This is a genomic window from Micromonospora sp. GCM10011541 (assembly GCF_042650725.1).
Classification (GTDB): Bacteria; Actinomycetota; Actinomycetes; order Mycobacteriales; family Micromonosporaceae; genus Micromonospora; species Micromonospora sicca.
In genome coordinates, this window is record NZ_JBHSBP010000026.1 from 110,875 (window position 1) to 133,252 (window position 22,378).

21 protein-coding genes are annotated in these 22,378 nt (G+C 72.5%); 9 read left to right on the plus strand and 12 right to left on the minus strand.

What is annotated here, in order from left to right:
• Nucleotides 1–55: 55 nt before the first annotated feature.
• A complete protein-coding gene (locus ACFOYX_RS11285; RefSeq protein ID WP_322440714.1) occupies nt 56–931 on the minus strand; it encodes a biotin--[acetyl-CoA-carboxylase] ligase in 876 nt (291 codons plus the stop codon).
• Between the two features lie 108 nt (nt 932–1,039).
• Here ACFOYX_RS11285 and ACFOYX_RS11290 point away from each other — a divergent pair, with 108 nt between their 5' ends.
• Nucleotides 1,040–2,623, plus strand: a complete 1,584-nt coding sequence (locus ACFOYX_RS11290) for an acyl-CoA carboxylase subunit beta (RefSeq protein ID WP_322440715.1) — start codon at nt 1,040–1,042, stop codon at nt 2,621–2,623.
• A 54-nt stretch (nt 2,624–2,677) separates the two neighbouring features.
• Here the strand turns inward: ACFOYX_RS11290 and ACFOYX_RS11295 are convergent, their stop codons facing one another.
• From ACFOYX_RS11295 to ACFOYX_RS11310, 4 genes are all read right to left on the minus strand, one after another.
• On the minus strand, nt 2,678–3,556 hold the full coding sequence (locus ACFOYX_RS11295) for a hypothetical protein (RefSeq protein ID WP_322440716.1): 879 nt from the start codon (nt 3,554–3,556) through the stop codon (nt 2,678–2,680).
• On the minus strand, nt 3,549–4,049 hold the full coding sequence (locus ACFOYX_RS11300) for a SigE family RNA polymerase sigma factor (RefSeq protein WP_322440717.1): 501 nt from the start codon (nt 4,047–4,049) through the stop codon (nt 3,549–3,551). The genes ACFOYX_RS11295 and ACFOYX_RS11300 overlap by 8 nt, the downstream gene beginning before the upstream one ends.
• 63 nt (nt 4,050–4,112) lie before the next feature.
• On the minus strand, nt 4,113–5,096 hold the full coding sequence (locus ACFOYX_RS11305; protein ID WP_322440718.1) for a 2-dehydropantoate 2-reductase N-terminal domain-containing protein: 984 nt from the start codon (nt 5,094–5,096) through the stop codon (nt 4,113–4,115).
• 75 nt (nt 5,097–5,171) lie between these two features.
• Nucleotides 5,172–5,915 carry a M50 family metallopeptidase gene (locus ACFOYX_RS11310; protein ID WP_322440720.1) on the minus strand — a complete coding sequence of 248 codons (744 nt, stop codon included), beginning with the start codon at nt 5,913–5,915 and terminating at the stop codon, nt 5,172–5,174.
• 226 nt (nt 5,916–6,141) lie between these two features.
• Between ACFOYX_RS11310 and ACFOYX_RS11315 the strand changes: the two genes are divergently transcribed.
• The gene (locus tag ACFOYX_RS11315) at nt 6,142–6,894 is read left to right on the plus strand and encodes a GH25 family lysozyme (protein ID WP_322439621.1); all 753 of its coding nucleotides are present in this window, start codon (nt 6,142–6,144) and stop codon (nt 6,892–6,894) included.
• 96 nt (nt 6,895–6,990) lie between these two features.
• On the opposite strand, the gene ACFOYX_RS11320 is transcribed toward ACFOYX_RS11315, so the two are convergent.
• Nucleotides 6,991–7,221: a hypothetical protein gene (locus ACFOYX_RS11320; RefSeq protein WP_322439622.1), complete on the minus strand. Its 231-nt coding sequence runs from the start codon at nt 7,219–7,221 to the stop codon at nt 6,991–6,993.
• Nucleotides 7,222–7,280: 59 nt separating this feature from the next.
• The gene (locus ACFOYX_RS11325) at nt 7,281–9,374 is read right to left on the minus strand and encodes a protein kinase (protein ID WP_322439623.1); all 2,094 of its coding nucleotides are present in this window, start codon (nt 9,372–9,374) and stop codon (nt 7,281–7,283) included.
• A gap of 91 nt (nt 9,375–9,465) precedes the next feature.
• On the opposite strand from ACFOYX_RS11325, the gene ACFOYX_RS11330 reads away from it, so the two are divergent.
• The 5 genes from ACFOYX_RS11330 (at nt 9,466) to ACFOYX_RS11350 (ending at nt 14,161) form a co-directional block, all read left to right on the plus strand.
• Nucleotides 9,466–9,678: an acyl-CoA carboxylase subunit epsilon gene (locus ACFOYX_RS11330; protein WP_109799661.1), complete on the plus strand. Its 213-nt coding sequence runs from the start codon at nt 9,466–9,468 to the stop codon at nt 9,676–9,678.
• A 116-nt stretch (nt 9,679–9,794) separates the two neighbouring features.
• Nucleotides 9,795–10,247, plus strand: coding sequence for a hypothetical protein (locus ACFOYX_RS11335; RefSeq protein WP_322439624.1), 453 nt, complete (start codon nt 9,795–9,797; stop codon nt 10,245–10,247).
• A gap of 1,456 nt (nt 10,248–11,703) precedes the next feature.
• Nucleotides 11,704–12,831 carry a S8 family serine peptidase gene (locus ACFOYX_RS11340; protein WP_322439758.1) on the plus strand — a complete coding sequence of 376 codons (1,128 nt, stop codon included), beginning with the start codon at nt 11,704–11,706 and terminating at the stop codon, nt 12,829–12,831.
• Nucleotides 12,832–12,841: 10 nt separating this feature from the next.
• Nucleotides 12,842–13,498 (plus strand): Maf family protein, encoded by a 657-nt coding sequence (locus ACFOYX_RS11345; protein WP_322439625.1) that lies wholly within the window; start codon nt 12,842–12,844, stop codon nt 13,496–13,498.
• 9 nt (nt 13,499–13,507) lie between these two features.
• Nucleotides 13,508–14,161 (plus strand): O-methyltransferase, encoded by a 654-nt coding sequence (locus ACFOYX_RS11350; protein WP_109805723.1) that lies wholly within the window; start codon nt 13,508–13,510, stop codon nt 14,159–14,161.
• A gap of 100 nt (nt 14,162–14,261) precedes the next feature.
• Here the strand turns inward: ACFOYX_RS11350 and ACFOYX_RS11355 are convergent, their stop codons facing one another.
• The 4 genes from ACFOYX_RS11355 to ACFOYX_RS11370 all read right to left on the minus strand — a co-directional run bounded on the left by ACFOYX_RS11355 (nt 14,262) and on the right by ACFOYX_RS11370 (nt 18,153).
• Entirely contained in the window at nt 14,262–15,611 is a 1,350-nt protein-coding gene (locus ACFOYX_RS11355) for an MFS transporter (protein WP_322439626.1), read from the minus strand.
• A gap of 57 nt (nt 15,612–15,668) precedes the next feature.
• Nucleotides 15,669–16,424 (minus strand): ABC transporter permease, encoded by a 756-nt coding sequence (locus ACFOYX_RS11360; RefSeq protein ID WP_322439627.1) that lies wholly within the window; start codon nt 16,422–16,424, stop codon nt 15,669–15,671.
• Between the two features lie 18 nt (nt 16,425–16,442).
• On the minus strand, nt 16,443–17,399 hold the full coding sequence (locus ACFOYX_RS11365) for an ATP-binding cassette domain-containing protein (RefSeq protein ID WP_322439628.1): 957 nt from the start codon (nt 17,397–17,399) through the stop codon (nt 16,443–16,445).
• A 124-nt stretch (nt 17,400–17,523) separates the two neighbouring features.
• The gene (locus tag ACFOYX_RS11370; protein WP_236648368.1) at nt 17,524–18,153 is read right to left on the minus strand and encodes a PadR family transcriptional regulator; all 630 of its coding nucleotides are present in this window, start codon (nt 18,151–18,153) and stop codon (nt 17,524–17,526) included.
• A gap of 132 nt (nt 18,154–18,285) precedes the next feature.
• Between ACFOYX_RS11370 and ACFOYX_RS11375 the strand changes: the two genes are divergently transcribed.
• A complete protein-coding gene (locus ACFOYX_RS11375) occupies nt 18,286–20,037 on the plus strand; it encodes a biotin carboxylase N-terminal domain-containing protein (RefSeq protein WP_322439629.1) in 1,752 nt (583 codons plus the stop codon).
• Nucleotides 20,038–20,288: 251 nt separating this feature from the next.
• Complete coding sequence (locus tag ACFOYX_RS11380; RefSeq protein WP_322439630.1) at nt 20,289–21,728, plus strand: GuaB1 family IMP dehydrogenase-related protein; 1,440 nt, start codon at nt 20,289–20,291, stop codon at nt 21,726–21,728.
• 25 nt (nt 21,729–21,753) lie between these two features.
• On the opposite strand, the gene ACFOYX_RS11385 is transcribed toward ACFOYX_RS11380, so the two are convergent.
• A complete protein-coding gene (locus tag ACFOYX_RS11385; protein ID WP_322439631.1) occupies nt 21,754–22,311 on the minus strand; it encodes a TetR/AcrR family transcriptional regulator in 558 nt (185 codons plus the stop codon).
• Nucleotides 22,312–22,378: the final 67 nt, after the last annotated feature.

The window sequence follows — 22,378 nt, forward strand, 5'->3', positions numbered from 1 at the left end:
TGACCGTAACCGGTCGACGCTCGCCCAGGGATCAGCCGCGCGGCGGTAAAGCGGGTCAGCGCACGTGCAGCACGTCGCCGGCGGCGAGCCGCAGCTGCCCCGCGGGCCCCTCGACCAGCAGCTGGCCGTCCGGGTCCACGCCGGTCGCGGTGCCGTTCACCTCGCGGCCGTCCGGCAGCAGCACCCGGACCTGGCGGCCGATCGTGGCGCAGCCGGCCAGGTACGCATCGCGCAGCCCGCTGGCCACCGCGTCGCCGCCGGCGTCGCGCCAGCGGTCGTACCAGTCGGCGAGCGAGCGGAGCAGGGCGCGAAGCAGCGGATCGCGGTCGGTCGCCGCCGCCCCGGCGAGCTGCAGCGAGGTGGCCGGCAGCCCGGTGGGATTGTCGGGCAGCTCGTCGGCGCGGAGCGTGACGTTGAGGCCGATGCCGACCACGATGGCTGGTGGTTGGGTCGGGACGGCGCCGGGGACCGCCTCGGCGAGCACCCCGGCGCACTTCGCGCCGTCGATCAGCAGGTCGTTGGGCCACTTCAGGGCGGCCTCCAGCTCGGCCAGCCGGGCCACCGCCTCGACCAGCGCCAGCCCGGCGAGCAGCGGCAGCCAGCCGTACCCGGCGGGTGGGACGGGCGACCAGCCGCGCTCCGGGACGGCCTCGCCGGGCCGGAGCAGGACGCTGGTCGCGATGCCGGCCCGGGGCGGCGACTGCCAGACCCGGCCGCGCCGGCCCCGGCCGGCGGTCTGCCGCTCGGCGACCACCACCAGGCCCTCCGGCTCGCCGGCCCGCGCGGCGGAGACCACGTCGGCGTTGGTGGAGGCGGTCTCCGCCCGCAACTCCAGGCGGCGCCACGGGCCCTGCGGGGCGATCAGCGCGCGCCGCAGCCGGGCCGCCGACAGCGGGGGGCGGTCCAGATCGGTGTACGGCGAGCCGGCCATCCCGCCAGCCTACGGCCCCGCCCTCCCCGCGTCGGCCGGATACCGCCGGGAGCCCGGTGAGGCGCACTGCACAGCGGCGGCCGCCTGAACCATCGTTATATTCCCTGGGTGACTACCGAGACCGGGATCAACATCCACAGCACCGCGGGCAAGCTGGCGGACCTGGACCGTCGGGTCGACGAGGCGGTGCACGCCGGGTCGGCGCGCGCGGTCGAGAAGCAGCACGCGAGGGGCAAGAAGACCGCGCGGGAGCGCATCGAGATGCTGCTCGACGAGGGCTCCTTCGTCGAGCTGGACGAGCTGGCCCGGCACCGGTCGACGGCCTTCGGGCTGGAGAAGAACCGCCCGTACGGTGACGGCGTGGTCACCGGCTACGGCACCGTGGACGGCCGGCAGGTCTGCGTCTTCGCGCAGGACTTCACGGTCTTCGGCGGCTCGCTGGGCGAGGTCTTCGGCGAGAAGATCGTCAAGGTGATGGACCTGGCCATGAAGATCGGCTGCCCGGTCGTCGGCATCAACGACTCCGGCGGCGCGCGCATCCAGGAGGGGGTCGCCTCGCTCGGCCTCTACGGGGAGATCTTCTTCCGCAACGTCCGGGCCAGCGGCGTCATCCCGCAGATTTCGCTGATCATGGGCCCGTGCGCGGGCGGCGCGGTCTACTCCCCGGCGGTCACCGACTTCACCGTGATGGTCGACCAGACCTCGCACATGTTCATCACCGGCCCCGACGTGATCAAGACGGTCACCGGCGAGGACGTCGGGATGGAGGAGCTGGGCGGCGCCCGCACCCACAACTCGCGCAGCGGCAACGCGCACTACCTCGGCGCCGACGAGGAGGACGCGATCGAGTACGTCAAGGCGCTGCTGTCCTACCTGCCGTCGAACAACCTGGACGAGCCGGTGGTGTTCGAGTCCCCCGCCGACCTCGACATCACCGACGAGGACCGGGAACTGGACACGCTGATCCCGGACTCGGCCAACCAGCCGTACGACATCCACCGGGTCATCGAGCACGTCCTCGACGACGGGGAGTTCCTGGAGGTCCAGCCGCTCTACGCGCAGAACCTAGTGGTCGGCTTCGGCCGGGTCGAGGGACGCCCGGTCGGCGTGGTCGCCAACCAGCCGATGCACTTCGCCGGCACCCTGGACATCGCCGCCTCGGAGAAGGCGGCCCGGTTCGTGCGCACCTGCGACGCGTTCAACATCCCGGTGCTGACCTTCGTGGACGTCCCCGGCTTCCTCCCCGGCACCGGCCAGGAGTGGGACGGCATCATCCGCCGCGGCGCGAAGCTCATCTACGCGTACGCCGAGGCGACCGTTCCGAAGGTCACCGTGATCACCCGCAAGGCGTACGGCGGGGCGTACGACGTGATGGGCTCGAAGCACCTCGGCGCGGACCTGAACTTCGCCTGGCCGACCGCGCAGATCGCGGTGATGGGCGCGCAGGGCGCGGTGAACATCCTCTACCGCTCCGAGCTGGCGAACGCCGACGACCCGGCCGCCGTCCGGGCCGAGAAGATCGCCGAGTACGAGGACACCCTGGCCAACCCGTACATCGCCGCCGAGCGTGGGTACGTCGACTCGGTGATCCCGCCGCACGAGACGCGTACCCAGATCGTCCGGGCGCTGCGGGTGCTGCGTACCAAGCGGGAGACCCTGCCCCCGAAGAAGCACGGCAACATCCCCCTGTAGCGGTCGCCTCCGGGGCCCCCCGCCGTACGTCCGGCAGGGGGGGGCCTCGGTGCGTCAGCAGCCGGGGTTGGCGGCGGCGCACATCCGGCGGGCCGCGGCGCGTGCCACGTCGAGCAGCTGCGCCTCGGTCACCGTGTTCCCCGGCACGCCGAGACGCAGGGGCTCGCCCGGCACCAGGACCGTGACCAGGTCTCCGACCCGGACGACCAGCGTGTCCTCGGGCCAGGGCGGGATACCGGCCGGCTTGCCCGTTGTCCCGACCGGCGGCACGGAGACGGTGTGCCGGAGCAGGATCGCCTGGTCGCCGGCGAAGTCGCTCGCCGCCACCGTCCACCGGTGCACGAGCGTGGTGGTGACGGTCCCCCGCTCCGCCTGCACCGGGCCTACCTGCCGCCAGGTCGTGCAGGCCGCCACCAGCCGGTCGAGGTCGGCGAAGACCCGGCCCGCCGCCCCAGCCTCCAGCCGGTAGACGTCCTGGCTGACGACCGGCCTCCGGTACGGGGCGAAGCCGTCCGCCGTGGCGGTCCCGATCAGGGTCTGCGACCGGGAGTAGCGCGACACCGCCTGGTCCTCCAGCAGCCCCCGCTCCTGCCCGCAGGTCCGGAGGACGTCGTCGACCCGGACCCGCTCACCGAGGCCCGTGTCGCCGAGCCGCTCGTCGCTCTTCGCCGGTACGTCGGCCGGTGCCAGCATCGCCTCCGCCGGGATCTCGGCGTGTTCGCTGGCGGTGGCGGCCGGCGGTGGCGCGGGCGCCACGGCCCGGCCGACGACGACGGCGGAGACCGAGGCGAGCACCAGCACCGCCGCGGCCGCCGTCACCGCCGTACGTCGGCTGCGGCCCCGGGCCTGCGCCCGGATCTCGGCCGGCTCGGGCCAGCGGACCTCACGCAGGTCCCGATGCACCAGTTCGACAAACGTCACGTCGTCACGCATCTGCGGCCTCCTCCAGATCCACGACCGCGAGCAGTCCGGCGAGCGCGGTGCGCCCCCGGGAGAGCCGGGCCTTCACGGTGCCCACCGGGGCCGAGGTCTCCCGGGCCACCTCGGCGACCGGCATGCCGAGCAGGTAGTAGAGGGCGATGGCGGTGCGCTGCTCCTCGGGGAGCCGGCGCAGCGCTTCCACCACCGCCAGCGTGTCGGTGCTGGGGGCTGGGCTGGTCTCCTCGACGCCGTGCCGCAGGTAGGCGCGGGCCCGGCTGCGCAGGCTGCGCCAGCGGCTCACCGCGATCCGGCTGGCCACCACCCGCAGCCAGGCCTCCGGGTCGTCGTAGTCGCGCACGGTCGACCAGCGCTGCCAGGCCCGGATGTACGCCTCCTGCACGGCGTCCTGGGCCTCGGCGAGGTTTCCGGTGAGCACGTAGACGAAGCCGAGCAGCCGTTGTCGGCTGCCCCGGTAGAACTCGTCGAACCCGTCGACGTCCGACACCCTGGTACCTCCCCCCGTGGCGGTCGCAGGGGAGACGCCTGGCGTCGGGCCCGCGGTTGCCGGTCAGCCGACCATTTTCTCCAGCTCGACGCGGGGGAAGCTCCCGGCCGGGATCCGCTCGCGCACCGCCCGCCGCACGGCGAGCTGGACGGCCGCGTTCGCCGGCGTCGGTACGCCGTGCAACCGGCCGAGCAACACGATCTCGCCGTTGAGGTGGTCGGCCTCGGCCGAACCCGCGCCCCGGGCCAGGCTCTGCCAGGTCGAGCCGCCGGACCGTTCCTCGCCGTCCACCGGCCGGTGCCGGACCAGGTCGCCGCGCTCGGCCGCCTCCTCCTCGGGCGAGGTGTGCGCGATCCCGGCCGCGGCGAGCGCGGCGACCCCCTCGGCCCGGACCCGCTCGCCGACGGCTTCCGGTACGTCGCGGCCCAGCAGCGCCTGCAGGCCGTTGCCGAGGTTGGCGAGCAGCTTGCCGTACTTCCAGCGCATCACGTCGTCGCGGACCGGGGCGACGAACCCGGCGGCGATCAGGTCGGCGGCGATCGCCCGGCTGGTGTCGTCCGATCCGGACGGGTAGCGGCCCAGGTGCAGCATCCCCGGGTGCGGATGGCCGTTGGCGACGACCACACCGGGCTCCAGGTGGGTGGCGGGCAGCCAGACGCAGACCGGGTGCACCCGGGCGAAGAGCCGCAGCGCGGCCCGCTCGTTGGCGACGCCGTTCTGGGCGAGGACGAGGGGCAGTCGCTCGCCGGCCGTACCGCCGCCGTCGACCGGCGCGTCCACCCAGGCGGTTAGCGCCCCCTCGGTGTCCTGCGACTTCACGGTCAGCACCAGCACGGTGTCGGCCGGCAGCGGCTCCGCCGGCGGCCCGTCGGTGGCCGGCCCGTGCCAGATCACCGTCCCGTCCGGGGAGCGCAGGGTCAGCCCCCGGTCCCGGATCGCGTCCAGGTGCGCGCCGCGGGCCACCAGCGCCACGTCGCGCCCGGCCTCCCCCAGCCGTACGCCGATGGTGCCGCCGACCGCGCCCGCCCCGATGATCACGTATCGCATCTGCCCGATTCTGCCCCTCGCCGGGTCAGCCCGCGGCGGCGAGGTAGCCGTGCCTCGCCCGGCTGGCCTGGTTCGTCAGAGGGTGAGCCCCGCGTCGGTCAGGATCGGGCCCGCGAGCAGCACCGCGCCGACGCCGAGGGCGGCCAGACTGACCAGGGCGAAGACGGTCACCCAGAAGAGCGCCGGGAGCGGCGTGAGCCGGGCGAGCTGGTCGGCGTCGGACTCCGGCATCCGGCCCCGGCTACGCAGCCGTTGCAGCTCCACCACCGGCCGTACGCCGCCGAGGAGCAGGAACCAGACGGAGGTCCAGGCGAAGGCGGCCTGTACCTGCGGGGAGGCGTACCAGGAGACGGCGAGCACGACGCCGCCGGTGACCAGCAGCGAGAGCACGCCGAAGACGTTGCGGATCAGCACCAGCATGGCCAGCAGCAGCGCCACAGCGACCCAGAGCAGCAGGGTGATCCGGTTCCCGGCGAGCAGCCAGGCGCCGGCGAGCCCGACCAGCGAGGGGGCGACGTACCCGGCGAGCAGGGTGAGGATCATCCCGGGGCCGGTGGGCCGGCCGGCCGAGAGGGTGAGCCCGGAGGTGTCCGAGTGCAGCCGGATGCCGCGCAGCTTCCGGCCGGTCAGCAGGGCCACCAGGGCGTGTCCGCCCTCGTGGGCGATGGTGACCGCGTTGCGGGCGATCCGCCAGGGCAGCCGGGTGGCGACGACCACCAGCGCCACGGCGGCGGTGAGCAGGACGAGCAGTGGCGGGGGGTCGGGCTGGGGTCCGAACAGCTTGTCCCAGAGGGTGGTCAGGCCGTCGATCAGGGGCATGGGCGGGGAGCCTACCGGCAAGCCCTGTGTCGCTCGCCCTCCGAGGGCGATCGGTGCACGACCTCGGTCCGCTGGGAGATCGACCCCGCCGCCCTCCGCTGACCGTTATCGATCAGCCACCGAGGCGCTGGCGATCGTCAATGAAAAATTCTTTAAGCCCTCTTGTGATCTAGGGCAGTTAACTCCAAAGATGAGCGTCAATCAGTTGCCGTCCCGGGAGGCATCAATGGCCAGTACCAGACTCTCCGTACGCCGGCTCCTCGCCGCCGGCCTCACCGTCGTCGCCACCGCGGCCGCGGCCCTCGTCGCGACCGCCGGACCGGCCGCCGCGGCCACCACCCCCGGCGTTGACGTCTCGAACTACCAGGGCGCCATCAACTGGACCAGCGTGCGGAACGCGGGCATCCAGTTCGCCTTCATCAAGGCCACCGAGGGTACGAGCTACAAGGACCCGAGGTTCAACACCAACTACGTCGCCGCGTACAACGCCGGGGTGATCCGCGGGGCGTACCACTTCGCCCGGCCCAACATCTCTGCCGGCTCGACCCAGGCGAACTACCTGGCCAGCAACGGCGGCGCCTGGTCCGCCGACAGCCGCACCCTCCCGGCGGCCCTCGACCTGGAGGCCAACCCGTACAGCGGCGGCTACTGCTACGGCAAGACCACCTCCGCGATGCGGACCTGGATCCAGGACTTCCTGAACACCTACAAGTCCCGCACCAGCCGGTACGCGGTCATCTACACCACCACGAGCTGGTGGAACCAGTGCACCGGCAGCTGGACGGCCCCGTGGGCCAACCACCCGCTCTGGGTCGCCCGCTGGTCCAGCACCGTCGGCACCCTGCCCGCCGGCGCCCCGTTCTGGAGCTTCTGGCAGTACACCTCCAGCGGCAGCGTCTCCGGGATCAGCGGCAACGTCGACCGCAACTACTGGAACGGCGACCGGACCCGACTGATCGCGCTGGCCAACAACACCTGATCCGGTAGAGACGGGTCGGCGGCAGCGGGATCGGCTATCACCCTCGGTCGATAGCTGGTCCGGCTGCCGCCACCGTCGTCCCTGTGTCAGTGTCGGTCAGGCCCTCCGTCGGGCGGCGACCGGCACGGTGACCGCACCCTCTCCGGCCAGGGCGCTCCGCCGCGTCAGACGCCAGGCGGCCACCCCGGCGACGGTCACGGCCACGACACCGAGCAGCGCGACCAGCGCGGAGATGCCGGCGCTCACCAGCAGCAGGACGATGTCCCCGAGTGCGACCAGCATCCACAGTGCCAGCCGGGGCCGGGTGTCCTTGCGTCGGTAACTCATGTCGTACCTCCTTCCGTCGTCGCGGGATCAGTACCCCGTCCGACGGAAGGCCATGCGAGTCACTTTCGCACCGGCACGAACCCGTCCGCGATGATCTTGAAGTTGGGCTCGTTCTTCGCCCAGTCCGCCTCAGGGCAGTCCCAGCGGATCGCATAACCCTTGTCGGGCGCGGTCACGAAGCCCCGGTTGCGGACGTGCGTCCGCCGACCGTTCTCGTTGTAGATCCACTCCCAGTCGGCCGCCTCGTCCCAGTAGTCCACCGACTCGATCTTCACCAACTGGTAGCCGGAGTAGCTTCCCCTGCGACTCCGCTCCTGGTCCCGCCAGTCGGCCTCGGCATCCTTGAGCGGCTTCGTCGTCTGGTCGATCAGCAGCGAGCGACCCTTGCCGTCGGAGAAGCGAACCCGCCAGTCCTCCGGCCCGGATCCGAAGTGCCGGCGATAGTCCAGTCTGAACCCGGGCGGCACCGGCACCGCGAAGCCGCTCTGATCCTTGTGCAACGTCCAACCCGCCGGCAGGGCCGTACCAGAGGAGGCGCTGGCCGACGGGGTCACGCTGGGCCCGGCACTGGACGGGGCCGGCGCGGCCGGCTCCGAGGTGGCGGCCGCGGACGGCTCGTCCGAGGCGGCCGCGCTCCCACCGGCCTGCTGGCCTCCGCCGTCCTGCGGGTCGTCGCCCTTGTTCAGCAGCGGCACGGCCACCACGAGCGCGATCAGCAGGAGCGCGACCAGCACGCCGATCAGCAGGTTGCGCCGCTTGTGATCCGGCTTCGTGCCGGGAACGACGGTGGCGCGGCCCGTAGACGGCACCGGACTCACCGGCGCCGGCATGACCGAGGTCGGGTTCGCCGGCCCGCGCGGCGTCGGCGCGTCGACCCGGGTGTCGTCGTCGGCCACCGGGGGAACCGGCGGCTCCACCCGGGTGTCGTCGTCGACCGCAGCGGGAGCCGGCGCGTCGACGCGGGTGCCGCCGGTGATGGGCGGCGGCCCGTCCACCTGGGTCTCGTCGAGGGCGGGCGCCGGGGCGTCGACCTTCGCGGTCGGCTCGGCGTCCGCAGTGGACACCGGCGGGCCGACCTTGGCGGTCGGGGCGGCGTCCGACCCGGTGGGCGCGGCGGCGTCGGCCGCGAGCGCGGCGGCGTCGGCCGCGAGCGCGGCGGCCCCGGCGGCGGCGGCCGTACCCAGGTCAGGCTTGCGCGGCGCCGGCGTGGCGACCGGCGGGTCGGTGCGGGCGGCCGCCGGGCGCGGCGTGGGCACCAGCGGCGGGCGCGGCTCCCGCGGGCCGTTCGGCCCCGGCCGGCGTACGCCGTCCAGCAGCGAGATGCCCTTCGCGCGCTTGCCGCCGGCCTTGCGGAGCAGGCGCTCGGCCACCTCCGCGGTGATCCGATCGGCCGGGTCCTTGCGGAGCAGTCCCTGCAGGACCGGCTTGAGCGGCCCGGCGTTCTTCGGCGGCGGCAGCGGCTCGGTGGCCAGCGCGGCCAGGGTGGCGATCGCGGACGGCCGGGCGTACGGCGACTTGCCCTCCACGGCCGCGTAGAGGGTCGCGCCGAGCGACCACAGGTCGGCCTCCGGCCCGGCGGTGCCGTCCTTGGCCCGCTCCGGCGCGATGTACGCGGGCGAGCCGAGAACCATGCCGGTGCGGGTCACGTTCGGGTCGCCGGGGATGGTGGCCAGACCGAAATCGGTCAGCACCACCCGGCCGTCGTCGCCGAGCAGCACGTTGCCCGGCTTGACATCCCGGTGCATCACGCCGGCCTTGTGCGCGGCCTTCAACGCGCCCAGCACCCCGAGGCCGATCTGGATCGCCTTGGCCGACGACACCGGACCGTCCTCGGCGAGAGTGTCCTGCAACGACTTGGACGGCACGTACTCCATGACGATCCACGGGTCGCCGTCGGTGCGCAGCACGTCGAAGATGCGGACCACGTTGATGTTGTTGAGCCGGGCGATGGCCCGCGCCTCCCGCAGCGAGCGTTCCCGCATCTCGCGGCGCTCCTCAGGGGTGAGGCTGGGCGGCGGGACGAGTTCCTTGATGGCAACGTCCCGGTGCAGCACCTCGTCACGCGCCTTCCACACCCGACCCATGCCGCCCTGGCCGAGCGGCGAAATGAGCCGGTACCGGTCGGCGACGAGTTGGGGAAGCGCGTTCGACATCGGTGAGACGGTACCCGGCAGGCGCGACCGTCACACCGGCGGCACGCCACTGTGCGGCGAAGGTCAAGTTCTCGACGCGTACCCTGAGGTCATGTCTGCCGAAGAGCCGCTGTTCCGGATCGTCCGCGGCGTGCCGACCGCCGAGGAACTGGCCGCCCTGGTCGGCGCCATCGCCGTCCGGACCCGCCCGGCCGCCGCCCCCGCGCCCGTCGGCGTGTCGGCATGGGCGCGGAGTGGCCGTCCGGTCGGCGCGGCGCCCGCCGCCGGCCGGGGCGCGTGGCGCGCCTCCGGCCTCCCCCGCTGACCTTTCTCCCGGTACGGCGGGTCCTGAGCTGGGAGAAGTTTGTCGGGACTGCCGAGATCGCGCCGCAGCCATTAACCTCACTCAGGGAAACGGTGCGGTAACAGGCAGGAGGGCCGATGATCCCCGAGGAGGACCGGCCAGCGGGCTGGCTGCGTGACTACGCCGGCATCAAGGCCGACATCCGACAGATGCGGGAGTTCGCCGACCGGCTCCAAGCCGAGGTCGAGCGGAACTACGCCCCCCACTTGTCGTACATCGCGGACGACATGAAGTCCCCGATCCCCAACCCGGCCGACGCGTTCATCGAGCTGGTGCAGTTCCTCCAGGCCCACCACGAAACCCAGCAGGCCACCGCCGAGGTGGTCTGGGGCATGGCCCCCGCGACCGGCCGGCTCGCCCAGGCGGCCGCCACGATCGCCGACGACTACGCCGGCTCGGACGCGTTCTCGTCCGCCCGGGTCGCCGACGTCGAGCGCGCCCTGGCCGGCCCCTCCGCGACGGCGGCCCGCCCCCTGCCCGCGCTCCCCGATCCGAGCGGGCCGGAGAGCGGGCGGGTGGTGCTGCCGTGATCGAGCGAGGCAGCGGCCGGACGTCCGGCCTCACCGACTGGCGACTGATGGACGTGCTCAGCATGTGGGCCTGCCTTCAGGACCACGACACCGCCGGGCACTGGAAGCAGGTCGCCGGCTGGCGCAAGGTCTGCGACCTCGCCCTCGCCCACCTGAGCCGCCTGCGGGAATATCGTCGCGCGCTCGCCGCGGCGTGGCCGCCGGAGACCAACGCCGCCGCCCGCGCCTACATCGGCGAACTGGACCAGCTCATCGACAAGGCGCAACGCACCCACGACGCGGCCGCCGCGAACTACGACGCCCTCGCCGCCGCCACCCGCGCCATCGGCAGCACCCGCGCCGAGCTCGAACCGCTCTACCAGGCGTACGCCACCAAGCTCCAGCAGAAGCGGGCGTACGAGGCGACGATCGCCGATCCGAAGGCGGTGGCCGGGAGCCGGCTACCGGACCAGCCACCGGTGACCGACGCGGACCTGGAACAGCTCAATGTCCAGGCACGGGGCCTGATGACCGGCCTCAGCAGCGAACTCCAACAGGCCCAGGTAATGCTCCGCCAACCACCGAGTCCGCCTATCCGGCCGGTAAGAGACTCTGCGAATCCTGACCCCTATAGCACCGCAACAGCAACCGCCCCTATCCTCCCGCCGGTTGTCCCTGTCCCAATAGCAACGTCCGACACTGTGACGCCAGTACGTCGGTCTGGCGCGGCAGCCCGGCCGGTTCGCATGCCAGCCGCGCCTAGCGTCGGTCCAGTTCTTGGTGCTGGACCCGTGCTCGGCGGGGCTGGTGCCGGCCTAGCGCCCACGCCGATCCACCCTGCCGGGACATCACCGCTTCCCACAGTGCCCACATCCGGACCAGGCATCGAGCTTCCGCCAACCGTTCCCCCGACCACGGGTGCTCAAGGACTCAACGGTGCCGATCGACCAATCCGCAGCCAGCCTGGCCAGGTTGAACGCCTGGGCGCAGGTGGCGGGGTAAGCGGCCTCCCACCCGCTTCCCCGCCTAGCAACACCCGGCCGATGGCTCCGGGCGGTCTTATCGGCGGCACTCCAGGAGTTGGGTTTGGCCAGCCAAACAGCCCAGCTTCTCCACGCCGAATCAATCCCGTGGGCGGGGTAATTGGGGGCGGCGGGGCCGGAACTGCGCCAGCTGGAGCAGCCGGTTCCCGTCCCGGAGCCGGCCGTGGATCGCAACTTGCCGGAATACACGGGATACCGCCAATCGGCGGCTCGCCCGGCATGGGCGTGTCGCCAGGAATCCCTGGGCGAGCAGGACGCCGGGACAGGCCTGATGCCGAGTCGCTTCGGTGGGACCCCGACCATCCATGGAAGACCGAGGAAGGGGTAAGCCCAGTTGTTCGGCCGCCTGACGAAGAGGGTCCTATCGATCCAGGTCCGGCCATCGGCTTCGACAGGTGAGACGAGGCCGTAAGGGGTCCGCTCGCACCGGCTCGATTGGGGCAGCGGCACTATGCGCCCTGATTGCTGTAGTCCTGCCGGTCGGCCCCGCGCGAGCCTCCCAACAAGATGGCGCGTCACGGATACGAAGCGACCAATGGCATTTGCGCTACCTTAGAGTCGCTGAGGCTCATCGCCTCAGCCAAGGCGACGGGGTGATAGTCGCTATACCGGACACTGGCGTGGATCAACACCCTGATCTCTCCGGCAACCTGCTCTCCGGCATCGATGTGATTCCTGGAGGCAGTGGCGACGGACGGCGGGACCTAAATGGCCACGGCACAGGCATGGCAGGTCTGATCGCTGCGGGCGGTCAGGGCGGCAATCGAGGGGCGCTCGGAATAGCTCCGCGAGCAAGAATTTTACCCATCCTCGTTACTCCGGCCACTGGCGAGGGAGAGGCCGATGCACTTGCGGAGGGGATCACATACGCGATGTCCCATGGTGCTAAGGTGATCAGCATTTCCAGTGTGGGTGGTTCCGGAGAAAGACTGATTAAGGCGCTTGATGCGGCGATCGCCTCGGATATTGTAATAGTTGCATCGGCTGGCAACCGTCCAGAGGACAGCGGCGTTGGCTACCCCGCGTCCGAGGACCGCGTCATCGCGGTCGGTGGGACTGACCGCAAGGGGAACCACGCGGCCTTATCGGTAACTGGGCGCGAGATCGACGTTGTAGCGCCGGCTGTGGACATGTACAGCACTGGTATCGACGGCAAGTACCGCAAGGGAACTGGGACATCCGACGCCACGGCAATCGTCGCTGGAGCAGCCGCTCTAATCCGGTCGAGATACCCTTATCTTCCGGCGGCAGAGGTCGCGCATCGGCTTACTGCAACCGCGATCGACAAGGGCCCACCTGGCCGGGACGACGAGTACGGCTACGGCCTCATCGACCTGGTCGCGGCCCTGACAGCGGACGTACCCCCGCTCGGCTTCGAATCCGCGGCGCCGAGCGCGTCGACTACGACGACCGCTGCGGAGCCCGCGTCGGATGGTGGAGACGGCGGTGCGACGGCCCGCGGCCTGGCCACGCTGGGCGTGCTGGTGGCGGCGGGCGGCGGTTACCTGCTCTGGCGGCGGCGTCGACGTGCCGACGACCCGCCGCCGCGGATCAGTCGGTAACGTCGGTCGGGTGCTGAACTCCGTACCGCTGCGTCTCGTGCTCGCCTCACAGAGTCCCGCCCGCCGCAAGCTGCTCCAGGCCGCCGGGATCGAACCCGACGTGCTGGTCAGCGGGGTGGACGAATCCCAGGTGGTCAGTGACCGGGCCGAGGACCTGTGCCTGGAGTTGGCCCGGCTCAAGGCGCAGGCGGTGCTGGGTCGGCTGCGGTCGACGCCGGACGAGCGGACGTTGGTACTCGGGTGCGATTCGGTGCTCGCGTTCGACGGGGAGATTCTCGGCAAGCCGGCCGACGCGGCGGACGCCACCCGGCGGTGGGAGCGGATGCGGGGGCGCAGCGGTGTGCTGCACACCGGGCACTGCCTGATCGACGTCACCCGCGATGCGCGGGCGGAGGGCGTGGGCTCCACCACCGTGCACTTCGCCGACATCAGCGACGAGGAGATCGCCGCGTACGTGGCGACGGGCGAGCCGCTGGCCGTGGCCGGGGCGTTCACCATCGACGGGTTGGGCGGCGCGTTCCTGACCGGGATCGAGGGTGATCCGGGCACGGTGGTCGGGCTCAGCCTGCCGCTGCTGCGCAACCTTCTCGGCGAGTTGGAGCTGAGCGTGACAAACCTGTGGACGAAGGTCGCGCCGGGGGGCCAGGAGATCGAGCATCTCGGCTAACGTCCGGTCATGAGCACGAAGCCGCTGCCGCTGACCCCGGAACTGCACGCCTACCTCGTCGCGCACGGGTCCGCCCCTGATGAGATCGTCCGTGAACTCTCCGAGGAGACCAGGGCGGCGCTGCCCGACCAGGCCACCATGCAGGTGGCGCCCGAGCAGGCCGCGTTTCTGACCTTCCTCACCCGGCTGCTCGGGGTTCGGCAGGCGGTGGAGGTGGGCACCTTCACCGGCCTCTCCTCCCTGGCGATCGCCCGGGGGCTGGCCGACGGCGGCCGGCTCACCTGCTTCGACATCTCCGAGGAGTACACCAGCATCGCCCGCCGCTACTGGACCCGGGCGGGGGTGGACGACCGGATCGACCTGCGCATCGGTCCGGCCGCGGAACGGCTGCGGGAGTTGCCCCGCGAGCGGTACCTGGACTTCGCGTTCATCGACGCGGACAAGGTCGGCTATCCGATCTACTGGGACGAACTGGTGCCGCGGATGCGCCCGGGCGCGGTGATCGCGGTGGACAACACGCTGCGTGGCGGTCGGGTGCTGGCTCCGCAGAACGCCGACGACCGGGCGATCGCCGCGTTCAACGACGAGGTCCTCGCCGACGTCCGGGTGGAGCCGGTGATGCTGCCGATCGCGGACGGCGTCACGCTCGCCCGGGTGCGCTGAGCCGGCGGGACGCCAGATCGGCGACGTGGCGGTATCGGGTGGCCGCGGAAACCGCCACACCGGCGACACGGAGTCGATCAAGCCCACCCAACGCCGGGATTCAGGCGGGGATCGGGACGGGGGCCTGGTCGTCGGTGGGGTGGGCGGCGCGCAGGGCGCGGCCGAGCCGCACGGCGAGCAGCGCGGCCGCCGCGATGAAGGCGGGCAGCAGCAGGAAGGCCAGGTGCGGCCCCACCCCGTCGGCCACCCACCCCAACGCGACCGGCGCGATGCCGAAACCCACCCCCATCGAGTACGACGCCCAGCCCGCCGCCTTGTCGGCGGCCGGACCGGCGACGGCGAGCGCGATGGAGATCGCCAGCGGGTAGTGCAGGGCGTTGCCCAGGCCGAGCACCAGCAGGCCGGTGACGGCCAGCCAGCCCACCGGGGCGACCCAGAACAGGGCGAAGCCGGCCAGCGACACGGTCAGCGCCGCCAGCAGCAGCGGCACCGGGGGCCAGCGCAGGGCGACCCGGCCGCCGGCGACCCGGCCGGCGAACATCCCGCAGACGATCGCGGCCACCGCCGCCGAGGCGCCGCCGGCGCTCAGCCCGGCGTGGCTGCGGAGCACGTCGGCGCTCCAGAGGGACAGGCACACCTCGATCGAGCCGGTGACCGCCATCAGCACCCAGGCGATCCAGTACGCCCGGGGCAGCCGATCCGCCGCCGCCCGGCGCGGACCATCGCCGGTCAGGTCGCCGGCACCAGCGTCTGCCGACCGCGAGGCGGCCGGGTTTCCACCGGTGACAGGCGGGTCGACGGCCGTCCGGACCGGCTGATCGGCGGGGGCGGAAGGCGCGGCGGTCACCCCGACGGGCTGGTCGGCAGCCGCGGCAGCGGGGGCGGCCTGCGGGAGGCGTACCCGGAAGGTCAGGGCGGCGAGGGCGACCAGCGCGATCAGCCCGACCTCGACGAACATCACCGGCCGCCAGCCGAGGCCCGCGTCCATGCTGGCGCCGATGACCAGCGGGGCGAGGATGCCCATGCCGGCGCAGGCGGCATTGGCCTCGGCGAGCGCGGCCGGCGCGGCGTCGCCGTGCCGGGCGGTGAGCACCACGTTGACCCCGCTGATCACCATCATGCCGAAGGTGGCGATCACCGCGACGGCGGCGATGGTGGCCGGCAGCGGGTGCAGGGCACCGAGCGCGGCCACGCCGGCGGCCACCCCGGCGAGGCCGAGCCAGATCGCCGGGCCGCGGCCGAGGCGGCGGGCAATCGGCGCGAAGAGCGCCCCGCCGAGCAGCGCGCCGACCGCGATGCCGGTGCTGTGCAGGCCGGCGACGGCGGCGCTGCTGCCCTGCTCGTCGCGGAGCAGCGGTACGACCGGGCCGAACCCGTAGTTGAAGAAGCCCCACAGTCCCAGCTGGGCGTAGGCCAACAAGGTGATCTTGTCATGGGTGAGGCGGGGCACCGGCCTCACGCTACAAGCGTCGGACCGGTGCCCCGCTTCGGGTGAGAGGCAACTCTCTCAGCGGACGCTGCGGGCGAACTGCCGGGCGGCCCAGACCACCCCGGCGACCGCGAGCACCGCCACGATGGTCAGCCCCTGCCAGACCTTGTCGTTGCCGAGGTCACCGGCGAAGAGCGCCCGGGTCCCGTCGACCGCCCAGGAGAACGGGTTCCAGTCGGCGATGCCCTGGAGCCAGCCGGGGGCGAAGGTGAGCGGCAGCAGGATGCCGGAGAGCAGCAGCACCGGCTGGGCGACCGTGTTCATCAGCGGGGCGAGCGCGTCCTCGCTCTTGACCTTGAGCGCGACGCCGTACGAGACGGCCGAGGTCATCAGCGCGATCAGCGCCAGCATCAGGTACGCCAGCAGCAGGTCCCCGATGAACACCCGCAGGTCGAACAGGAGCGCCAGCAGGGTGATGATGACGGCCTGCACGATCAGCGAGACCACGTCCCGCAGCGAGCGGCCGAGCAGCAGGGCGAGCCGGCTGACCGGGGTGACCCGGGACCGTTCGATGACCCCGGCGCGCAGCTCGGCGATCAGGCCGAAGCCCTGGAACAGGCCACCGAAGATGGCCAGCAGCACCAGCAGGCCGGGTACGAAGATCTTGTAGGCCTCCGCCTGGGTGGGCGCGTTCAGCGCCGGCTTGAGCAGCGGGGCGAAGAGCAGCAGGTACATCACCGGCTGGAAGACGCCGACGAAGACCCAGACCGGGTTGCGCAGCAGCAGTTGGATCTGGCGCTCGAAGATGAGCCAGGTGTCGCGGGCGAGTTTCATGGGTCTGTCTCCGGTGTCTCAGGACTCGCGCAGCGAGCGGCCGGTCTTGGTGAGGAAGACGTCGTCGAGGCTGGGCCGGTGCAGCTCGATGGAGCGCAGGTCCAGCCCGGCGTGGTCGAGGCGGCGCAGCACCTGCGGGATGGCGGTGGCGCCGTCCTCGACGTAGAGGCGAACACCCTCGTCGCCGGTCTCCAGCTTGTTGACGTACGGCTCGGCGTCGAGCAGCTTCGCCGCCTGCGGGGTGGCGGCGGTGTCGAGGCCGACGAGCACGACGTCGCCGGAGATCTCGCGCTTGAGCTCGGCCGGGGTGCCCTCGGCGACCACCTCGCCGTGATCCATGATCGCGATCCGGTCGCAGAGCGCGTCCGCCTCGTCGAGATAGTGGGTGGTGATGAAGACGGTCATCCCGTCGGCCCGCAGCCGGCGGATCTCGTCCCACATGTGCGCCCGGCTCTGCGGGTCGAGGCCGGTGGTCGGCTCGTCCAGGAAGACGATCTTCGGCTCGTGGATGATGCCGAGGGCGATCTCGACGCGCCGCCGCTGCCCGCCGGAGTAGGTCTTGCACTTGCGGTCCGCGTACTCGGTGAGCTGGAAGGCGTCGAGGGCGCGGGCGGCACGGCGGTGCGCCTCGGCCTTGCCGATGCCGTAGAGCCGGGCGTGCAGGACCAGCTCCTCGCGGGCGGTGGACTCGTCCCAGGTGCTGCCACCCTGGGCCACGTAGCCGATCCGGCGGCGCACCTCGGCCGGGTCCTTGCGCAGGTCGGCCCCGGCGATGGTGGCCTCGCCGCCGTCCGGCTCGATGAGGGTGGCGAGCATCCGCAGCGTGGTGGTCTTGCCGGCGCCGTTGGGGCCGAGGAAGCCGAAGATCTCCCCTTCCGCCACCTTGAGGTCGACTCCTCTGACGGCGTCCACGGTCTTCGTCTCGCGACCCGCCCGGGAGCGGAACGACTTCCGCAGTCCCCTGGTCTCGATCATTTCTGCTCCTGGTCGTCCGGGCCGGCGCGCCGGCCGTTCTCGCCTGGGGACGACGCCGGCCGGCGCGCTCCCCCCGTTGTGCGGGCTAAAACTAACGCGATATAGCGTCTCTAGTCAACGTTGATTATTGCGTGGAGGAGTCACCCTGATCGGCGGTCCGCTCCTGCCACTCGACCCAGCTCTCCCCGCCGACCAGTCCAGCAGGTAGGTACGACACTCCGGACTCGATCCGCTCGGCGATCCGCTCGCACCAGGCGATCTCGGCCTCCGAGCGGGCCGACCAGAGCTCGAAGATCCAGCCGACGTGCACCGGCCGCGTGGTCCGCATCCACTCCGAGTCGATCGCCGCCCGCATCGACTCGGCGCCGGCCCGCAGCAGCATCGCCCGGTTCCGCAGGGCCGCCGCCGCCTCCTCCCTGGGCAGGGCCGGCAGGAAGGAGAAGGCCGCGGTGAACGGATCGATCGGCTCCTGCAACTGCCACCACAGCCCGCGCAGCAGCGTCTCGAACTCGTCCGCGCCCTTCTCGGTGATCTCGTACGTGGTCCGGGCCGGCCGGCCGCCGACCTGCTCGGTGGCGACGGCGCGGAGCAGCCCCTCCTCGGTCAGCTTCCGCAACGCGTGGTAGATCGAACCGGGCTGGATGTTGGCCCACTTGTCCGCGCTCCAGCTCAGCAGCTCGCGGCGCACGTCGTAGCCGTGCACCGGCTGCATCCACTTGACCAGCCCGAGAATCATCATCCGCGTCGCCGACATCGGACAAGCGTAATAAACAAGTTTGACTAGTGCTCGGCGTTCGAGTGCGGCATCCCACACTGAGCGATCGTTAGGGCCGCAGAGGCCGGCCGATACACTCCCGGCATCGACCTCCCGGGAGGAGCCACCAAGGTGCGCAAGGTACTCATCGCCAACCGCGGCGAGATCGCCGTCCGCGTCATCCGCGCCTGCCGCGACGCCGGTCTGGGCAGCGTCGCCGTCTACGCGGACTCCGACCGGGACGCCCTGCACGTCACCCTCGCCGACGAGGCGTACGCGCTCGGCGGCGACACCGCGGCGGAGAGCTACCTGCGGATCGACAAGCTGATCGACGTCGCCGGGAAGTCCGCCGCCGACGCCGTGCACCCCGGCTACGGCTTCCTCTCCGAGAACGCCGACTTCGCCCAGGCCGTCATCGACGCCGGGCTGACCTGGGTCGGCCCCACCCCGCAGGCCATCCGCGACCTCGGCGACAAGGTGACCGCCCGGCACATCGCCCAGCGCGCCGGCGCGCCGCTGGTCCCCGGCACCCCGGACCCGGTGGGCAGCCCCGACGAGGTGATGGCCTTCGCCGTCGACCACGGCCTGCCGGTGGCCATCAAGGCCGCCTTCGGCGGCGGCGGTCGCGGCCTCAAGGTCGCCCGCACGATGGAGGAGATCCCGCAGCTCTTCGAGTCGGCCACCCGGGAGGCGGTCGCCGCGTTCGGCCGGGGCGAGTGCTTCGTCGAGCGGTACCTGGACAAGCCGCGGCACGTCGAGGCGCAGGTCCTGGCCGACCAGCACGGCAACGTGATCGTGGTGGGCACCCGGGACTGCTCGCTGCAGCGGCGGCACCAGAAGCTGGTCGAGGAGGCCCCCGCGCCGTTCCTCACCGAGGCGCAGCGCCGGCAGATCCACGACAGCGCCAAGGCCATCTGCCGGGAGGCCGGCTACCACGGCGCCGGCACCGTCGAGTACCTGGTCGGCGCCGACGGCATCATCTCCTTCCTGGAGGTGAACACCCGGCTGCAGGTGGAGCACCCGGTCACCGAGGAGACCGCCGGCATCGACCTGGTCCGTGAGCAGTTCCGCATCGCCGACGGCGAGAAGCTGCGCTTCACCGAGGACCCGACCCCGCGCGGGCACGCCATCGAGTTCCGGATCAACGGCGAGGACCCGGGCCGCAACTTCCTGCCCGCCCCGGGCACCGTCACCGCGCTGCGGCTCCCCACCGGCCCGGGTGTGCGGGTGGACACCGGCATCTCGGCCGGCGACGTGATCGGCGGCAACTTCGACTCGCTGCTGGCCAAGGTGATCATCACCGGCGAGACCCGGGCCGAGGCGATCGAGCGGGCCCGCCGGGCGCTCGACGAGATGGTGGTGGACGGCATGGCCACCGCGCTGCCCTTCCACCGGCTGGTGGTCCGGGACGAGGCGTTCACCGCCGAGCCGTTCACCGTGCACACCCGGTGGATCGAGACCGAGTTCGACAACACCGTCCCGGCCTTCACCGCCGCCGCCGGCGCCGCCGAGGCGCCGGCGGAGCGCGAGACCGTCGTGGTCGAGGTGGGTGGCAAGCGGCTGGAGGTGACTCTCCCCGCCGGCCTCGGCGCCGGTACGACCACCGGCGCGCCCGCCGCGAAGAAGCCGGCCCGCCGGGGTGGCGGGGCCAAGGCGGGCGCGGCGGTCAGCGGGGACGCCCTCACCTCCCCCATGCAGGGCACCATCGTGAAGATCGCGGTGGCCGACGGCGACACCGTCGCCGAGGGCGACCTGGTCGTCGTGCTGGAGGCGATGAAGATGGAGCAGCCGCTGCACGCCCACAAGGCGGGCACGGTGAGCGGCCTCTCCGCCGAGGTCGGCGCGGTCATCACGGCCGGCGCCGCCATCTGCACCATCGCCTGACCCGTCGCCTCCCGGCCGGCTGGCCGGCTGCGGGGACCGACACCACCGCGAGCGATATGCCTGTGAGTCATATTTGTGCCTCCCAGGCATATCGCTCACCAGGTACATGGCCCCCCGACGCGACCCGTCGCCGCCCGGACACCGGGCCAGCGGCCGTGCCCTCGGCTCGCGGCGCGGGCGCACGGCGGCCAGCCGGGTGGTTTGGGCCACCAGCGGGAGCGGTCCGGGGCGCGAGCAGGAATGATGTTCAGGTGCAGTTCCTTCATGGCGCGGTCCCCGCGCACGACCTGACCTACAACGACGTCTTCATGGCGCCGGCCCGCTCCGAGGTGGGCTCGCGGCTCGACGTCGACCTGTCCACCGGCGACGGCACCGGCACCACCATCCCGCTGGTGGTGTCGAACATGACCGCGGTCGCCGGCCGCCGGATGGCCGAGACGGTCGCCCGGCGCGGCGCCATCGCGGTGATCCCGCAGGACATCCCGATCGAGGTGGTGGCCAACGTCGTCGCCTGGGTCAAGCAGCGGCACCTGGTGCACGACACGGCGATCACCCTCGGCCCCACCGACACCGTCGGCGACGCGATCCACCTGCTGCCGAAGCGCTCGCACGGCGCGGTGATCGTGGTCGACGAGGCCGGCCGCCCGCTCGGCGTGGTCACCGAGGCGGACACCGTCGGCGTGGACCGGTTCGCCCAGCTCCGGCACGTGATGTCGACCGAGCTGCACACCGTGCCGGCGGACGCGGACCCGCGTACCGGCTTCGACCGGCTCTCGGCCGGGCGGCGGCGGCTCGCCCCGGTGGTGGACGCGGACGGCCGGCTGGTCGGGGTGCTCACCCGCCAGGGCGCGCTGCGCGCCACCCTCTACAAGCCGGCCGTGGACGACCGGGGCCGGCTGCGGATCGCCGCGGCGGTGGGCATCAACGGCGACGTCACCGGCAAGGCCGCCGCGCTGCTGGAGGCGGGGGTGGACACGCTGGTGGTGGACACCGCGCACGGCCACCAGGAGCGGATGATCTCGGCGCTGCGGGCGGTGCGCAAGCTCGACCCGGCGGTCCCGGTCGCGGCCGGCAACGTGGTCACCGCCGACGGGGTACGCGACCTGGTCGAGGCGGGCGCCGACATCGTCAAGGTCGGCGTCGGCCCCGGTGCGATGTGCACCACCCGGATGATGACCGGGGTGGGCCGGCCCCAGTTCTCGGCGGTCCTCGACTGCGCGGCGGCGGCCCGGGAGCTGGGTCGGCACGTCTGGGCGGACGGCGGCGTACGCCACCCGCGGGACGTGGCGCTGGCCCTGGCCGCCGGGGCGTCGAACGTGATGATCGGTTCCTGGTTCGCCGGCACCTACGAGTCCCCGGGCGACCTCTACAGCGACGCGGACGGCCGCCGGTACAAGGAGAGCTTCGGGATGGCGTCGGCCCGGGCGGTCAGCGCGCGTACGGCCGAGGACAGCGCGTTCGACCGGGCCCGCAAGGCGATCTTCGAGGAGGGTATCTCCACGGCCCGGATGTACCTGGACCCGGCCCGGCCCGGCGTCGAGGACCTGATCGACGAGATCATCTCCGGGGTACGCAGCGCCTTCACCTACGCCGGCGCCCGCAACCTGGACGAGTTCCACGAGCAGGCCCTCGTCGGCGTGCAGAGCGCCGCCGGCTACACGGAAGGCATGCCCCTCCCCACCAGCTGGTGACCCCTCGGCCCCCGCGGGGGCGGCGTCACTCGAAGAGGCGGCGGATCACGGCGCGGGCGGCGTCCTCCGGGTTGTCGCCCGAGCCGGGCGGCAGGGCGCCGGCCAGCCAGAGAGTGGCGAAGCCGTGCACGATCGACCAGGCCGCGAGGGCGTCCCGGCCGGGCTCCACGGTCGGTCCGGCGGGCCGGGCGGCGACCCCGCCGCGCAGCGCCGCCCCGGCCCGGGCGCGCGCGGCGGCCACCTCGGGGTCGTCGGCCCGGTAGAGCCCCGGCGCGAACATCACCTCGAAGTGGGCGCGGTGGTCGACCGCGAAGCGGACGTACGCCACGCCGATCTCGAGCAGGTCGTCGCCGGCCCGGCCGAGCGCCTCGGCGAGCAGGTCGAAGCCCTCGACGGCGAGCGCGGTGAGCAGGCCGGCCTTGTCGCCGAAGTGGTGCGCGGGCGCGGCGTGCGAGACGCCCGCGCGACGGGCCAGGTCGCGCAGGCTCAGCGCGGCCGGCCCGGACTCGCCGATCGCCTCGACCGCGGCGGCGAGCAGGGCCCGCCGTAGGTCGCCGTGGTGGTATCCGCGGTTCGCCGTCATGCGCCGCAGCATATCTTGCCAACGACAAGATAATGTGTCGGGAATTAGTTTGGCCCCTGACGATCTG

Coding starts and splice junctions, on each gene's coding strand:
- ACFOYX_RS11285 (WP_322440714.1), bottom strand. CDS start 931: ATGGCCGGCTCGCCGTACACCGATCTGGACCGCCCCCCGCTGTCGGCG.
- ACFOYX_RS11295 (WP_322440716.1), bottom strand. CDS start 3,556: ATGCGTGACGACGTGACGTTTGTCGAACTGGTGCATCGGGACCTGCGT.
- ACFOYX_RS11305 (WP_322440718.1), bottom strand. CDS start 5,096: ATGCGATACGTGATCATCGGGGCGGGCGCGGTCGGCGGCACCATCGGC.
- ACFOYX_RS11310 (WP_322440720.1), bottom strand. CDS start 5,915: ATGCCCCTGATCGACGGCCTGACCACCCTCTGGGACAAGCTGTTCGGA.
- ACFOYX_RS11315 (WP_322439621.1), top strand. CDS start 6,142: ATGGCCAGTACCAGACTCTCCGTACGCCGGCTCCTCGCCGCCGGCCTC.
- ACFOYX_RS11320 (WP_322439622.1), bottom strand. CDS start 7,221: ATGAGTTACCGACGCAAGGACACCCGGCCCCGGCTGGCACTGTGGATG.
- ACFOYX_RS11325 (WP_322439623.1), bottom strand. CDS start 9,374: ATGTCGAACGCGCTTCCCCAACTCGTCGCCGACCGGTACCGGCTCATT.
- ACFOYX_RS11330 (WP_109799661.1), top strand. CDS start 9,466: ATGTCTGCCGAAGAGCCGCTGTTCCGGATCGTCCGCGGCGTGCCGACC.
- ACFOYX_RS11335 (WP_322439624.1), top strand. CDS start 9,795: ATGATCCCCGAGGAGGACCGGCCAGCGGGCTGGCTGCGTGACTACGCC.
- ACFOYX_RS11350 (WP_109805723.1), top strand. CDS start 13,508: ATGAGCACGAAGCCGCTGCCGCTGACCCCGGAACTGCACGCCTACCTC.
- ACFOYX_RS11360 (WP_322439627.1), bottom strand. CDS start 16,424: ATGAAACTCGCCCGCGACACCTGGCTCATCTTCGAGCGCCAGATCCAA.
- ACFOYX_RS11365 (WP_322439628.1), bottom strand. CDS start 17,399: ATGATCGAGACCAGGGGACTGCGGAAGTCGTTCCGCTCCCGGGCGGGT.
- ACFOYX_RS11370 (WP_236648368.1), bottom strand. CDS start 18,153: ATGTCGGCGACGCGGATGATGATTCTCGGGCTGGTCAAGTGGATGCAG.
- ACFOYX_RS11385 (WP_322439631.1), bottom strand. CDS start 22,311: ATGACGGCGAACCGCGGATACCACCACGGCGACCTACGGCGGGCCCTG.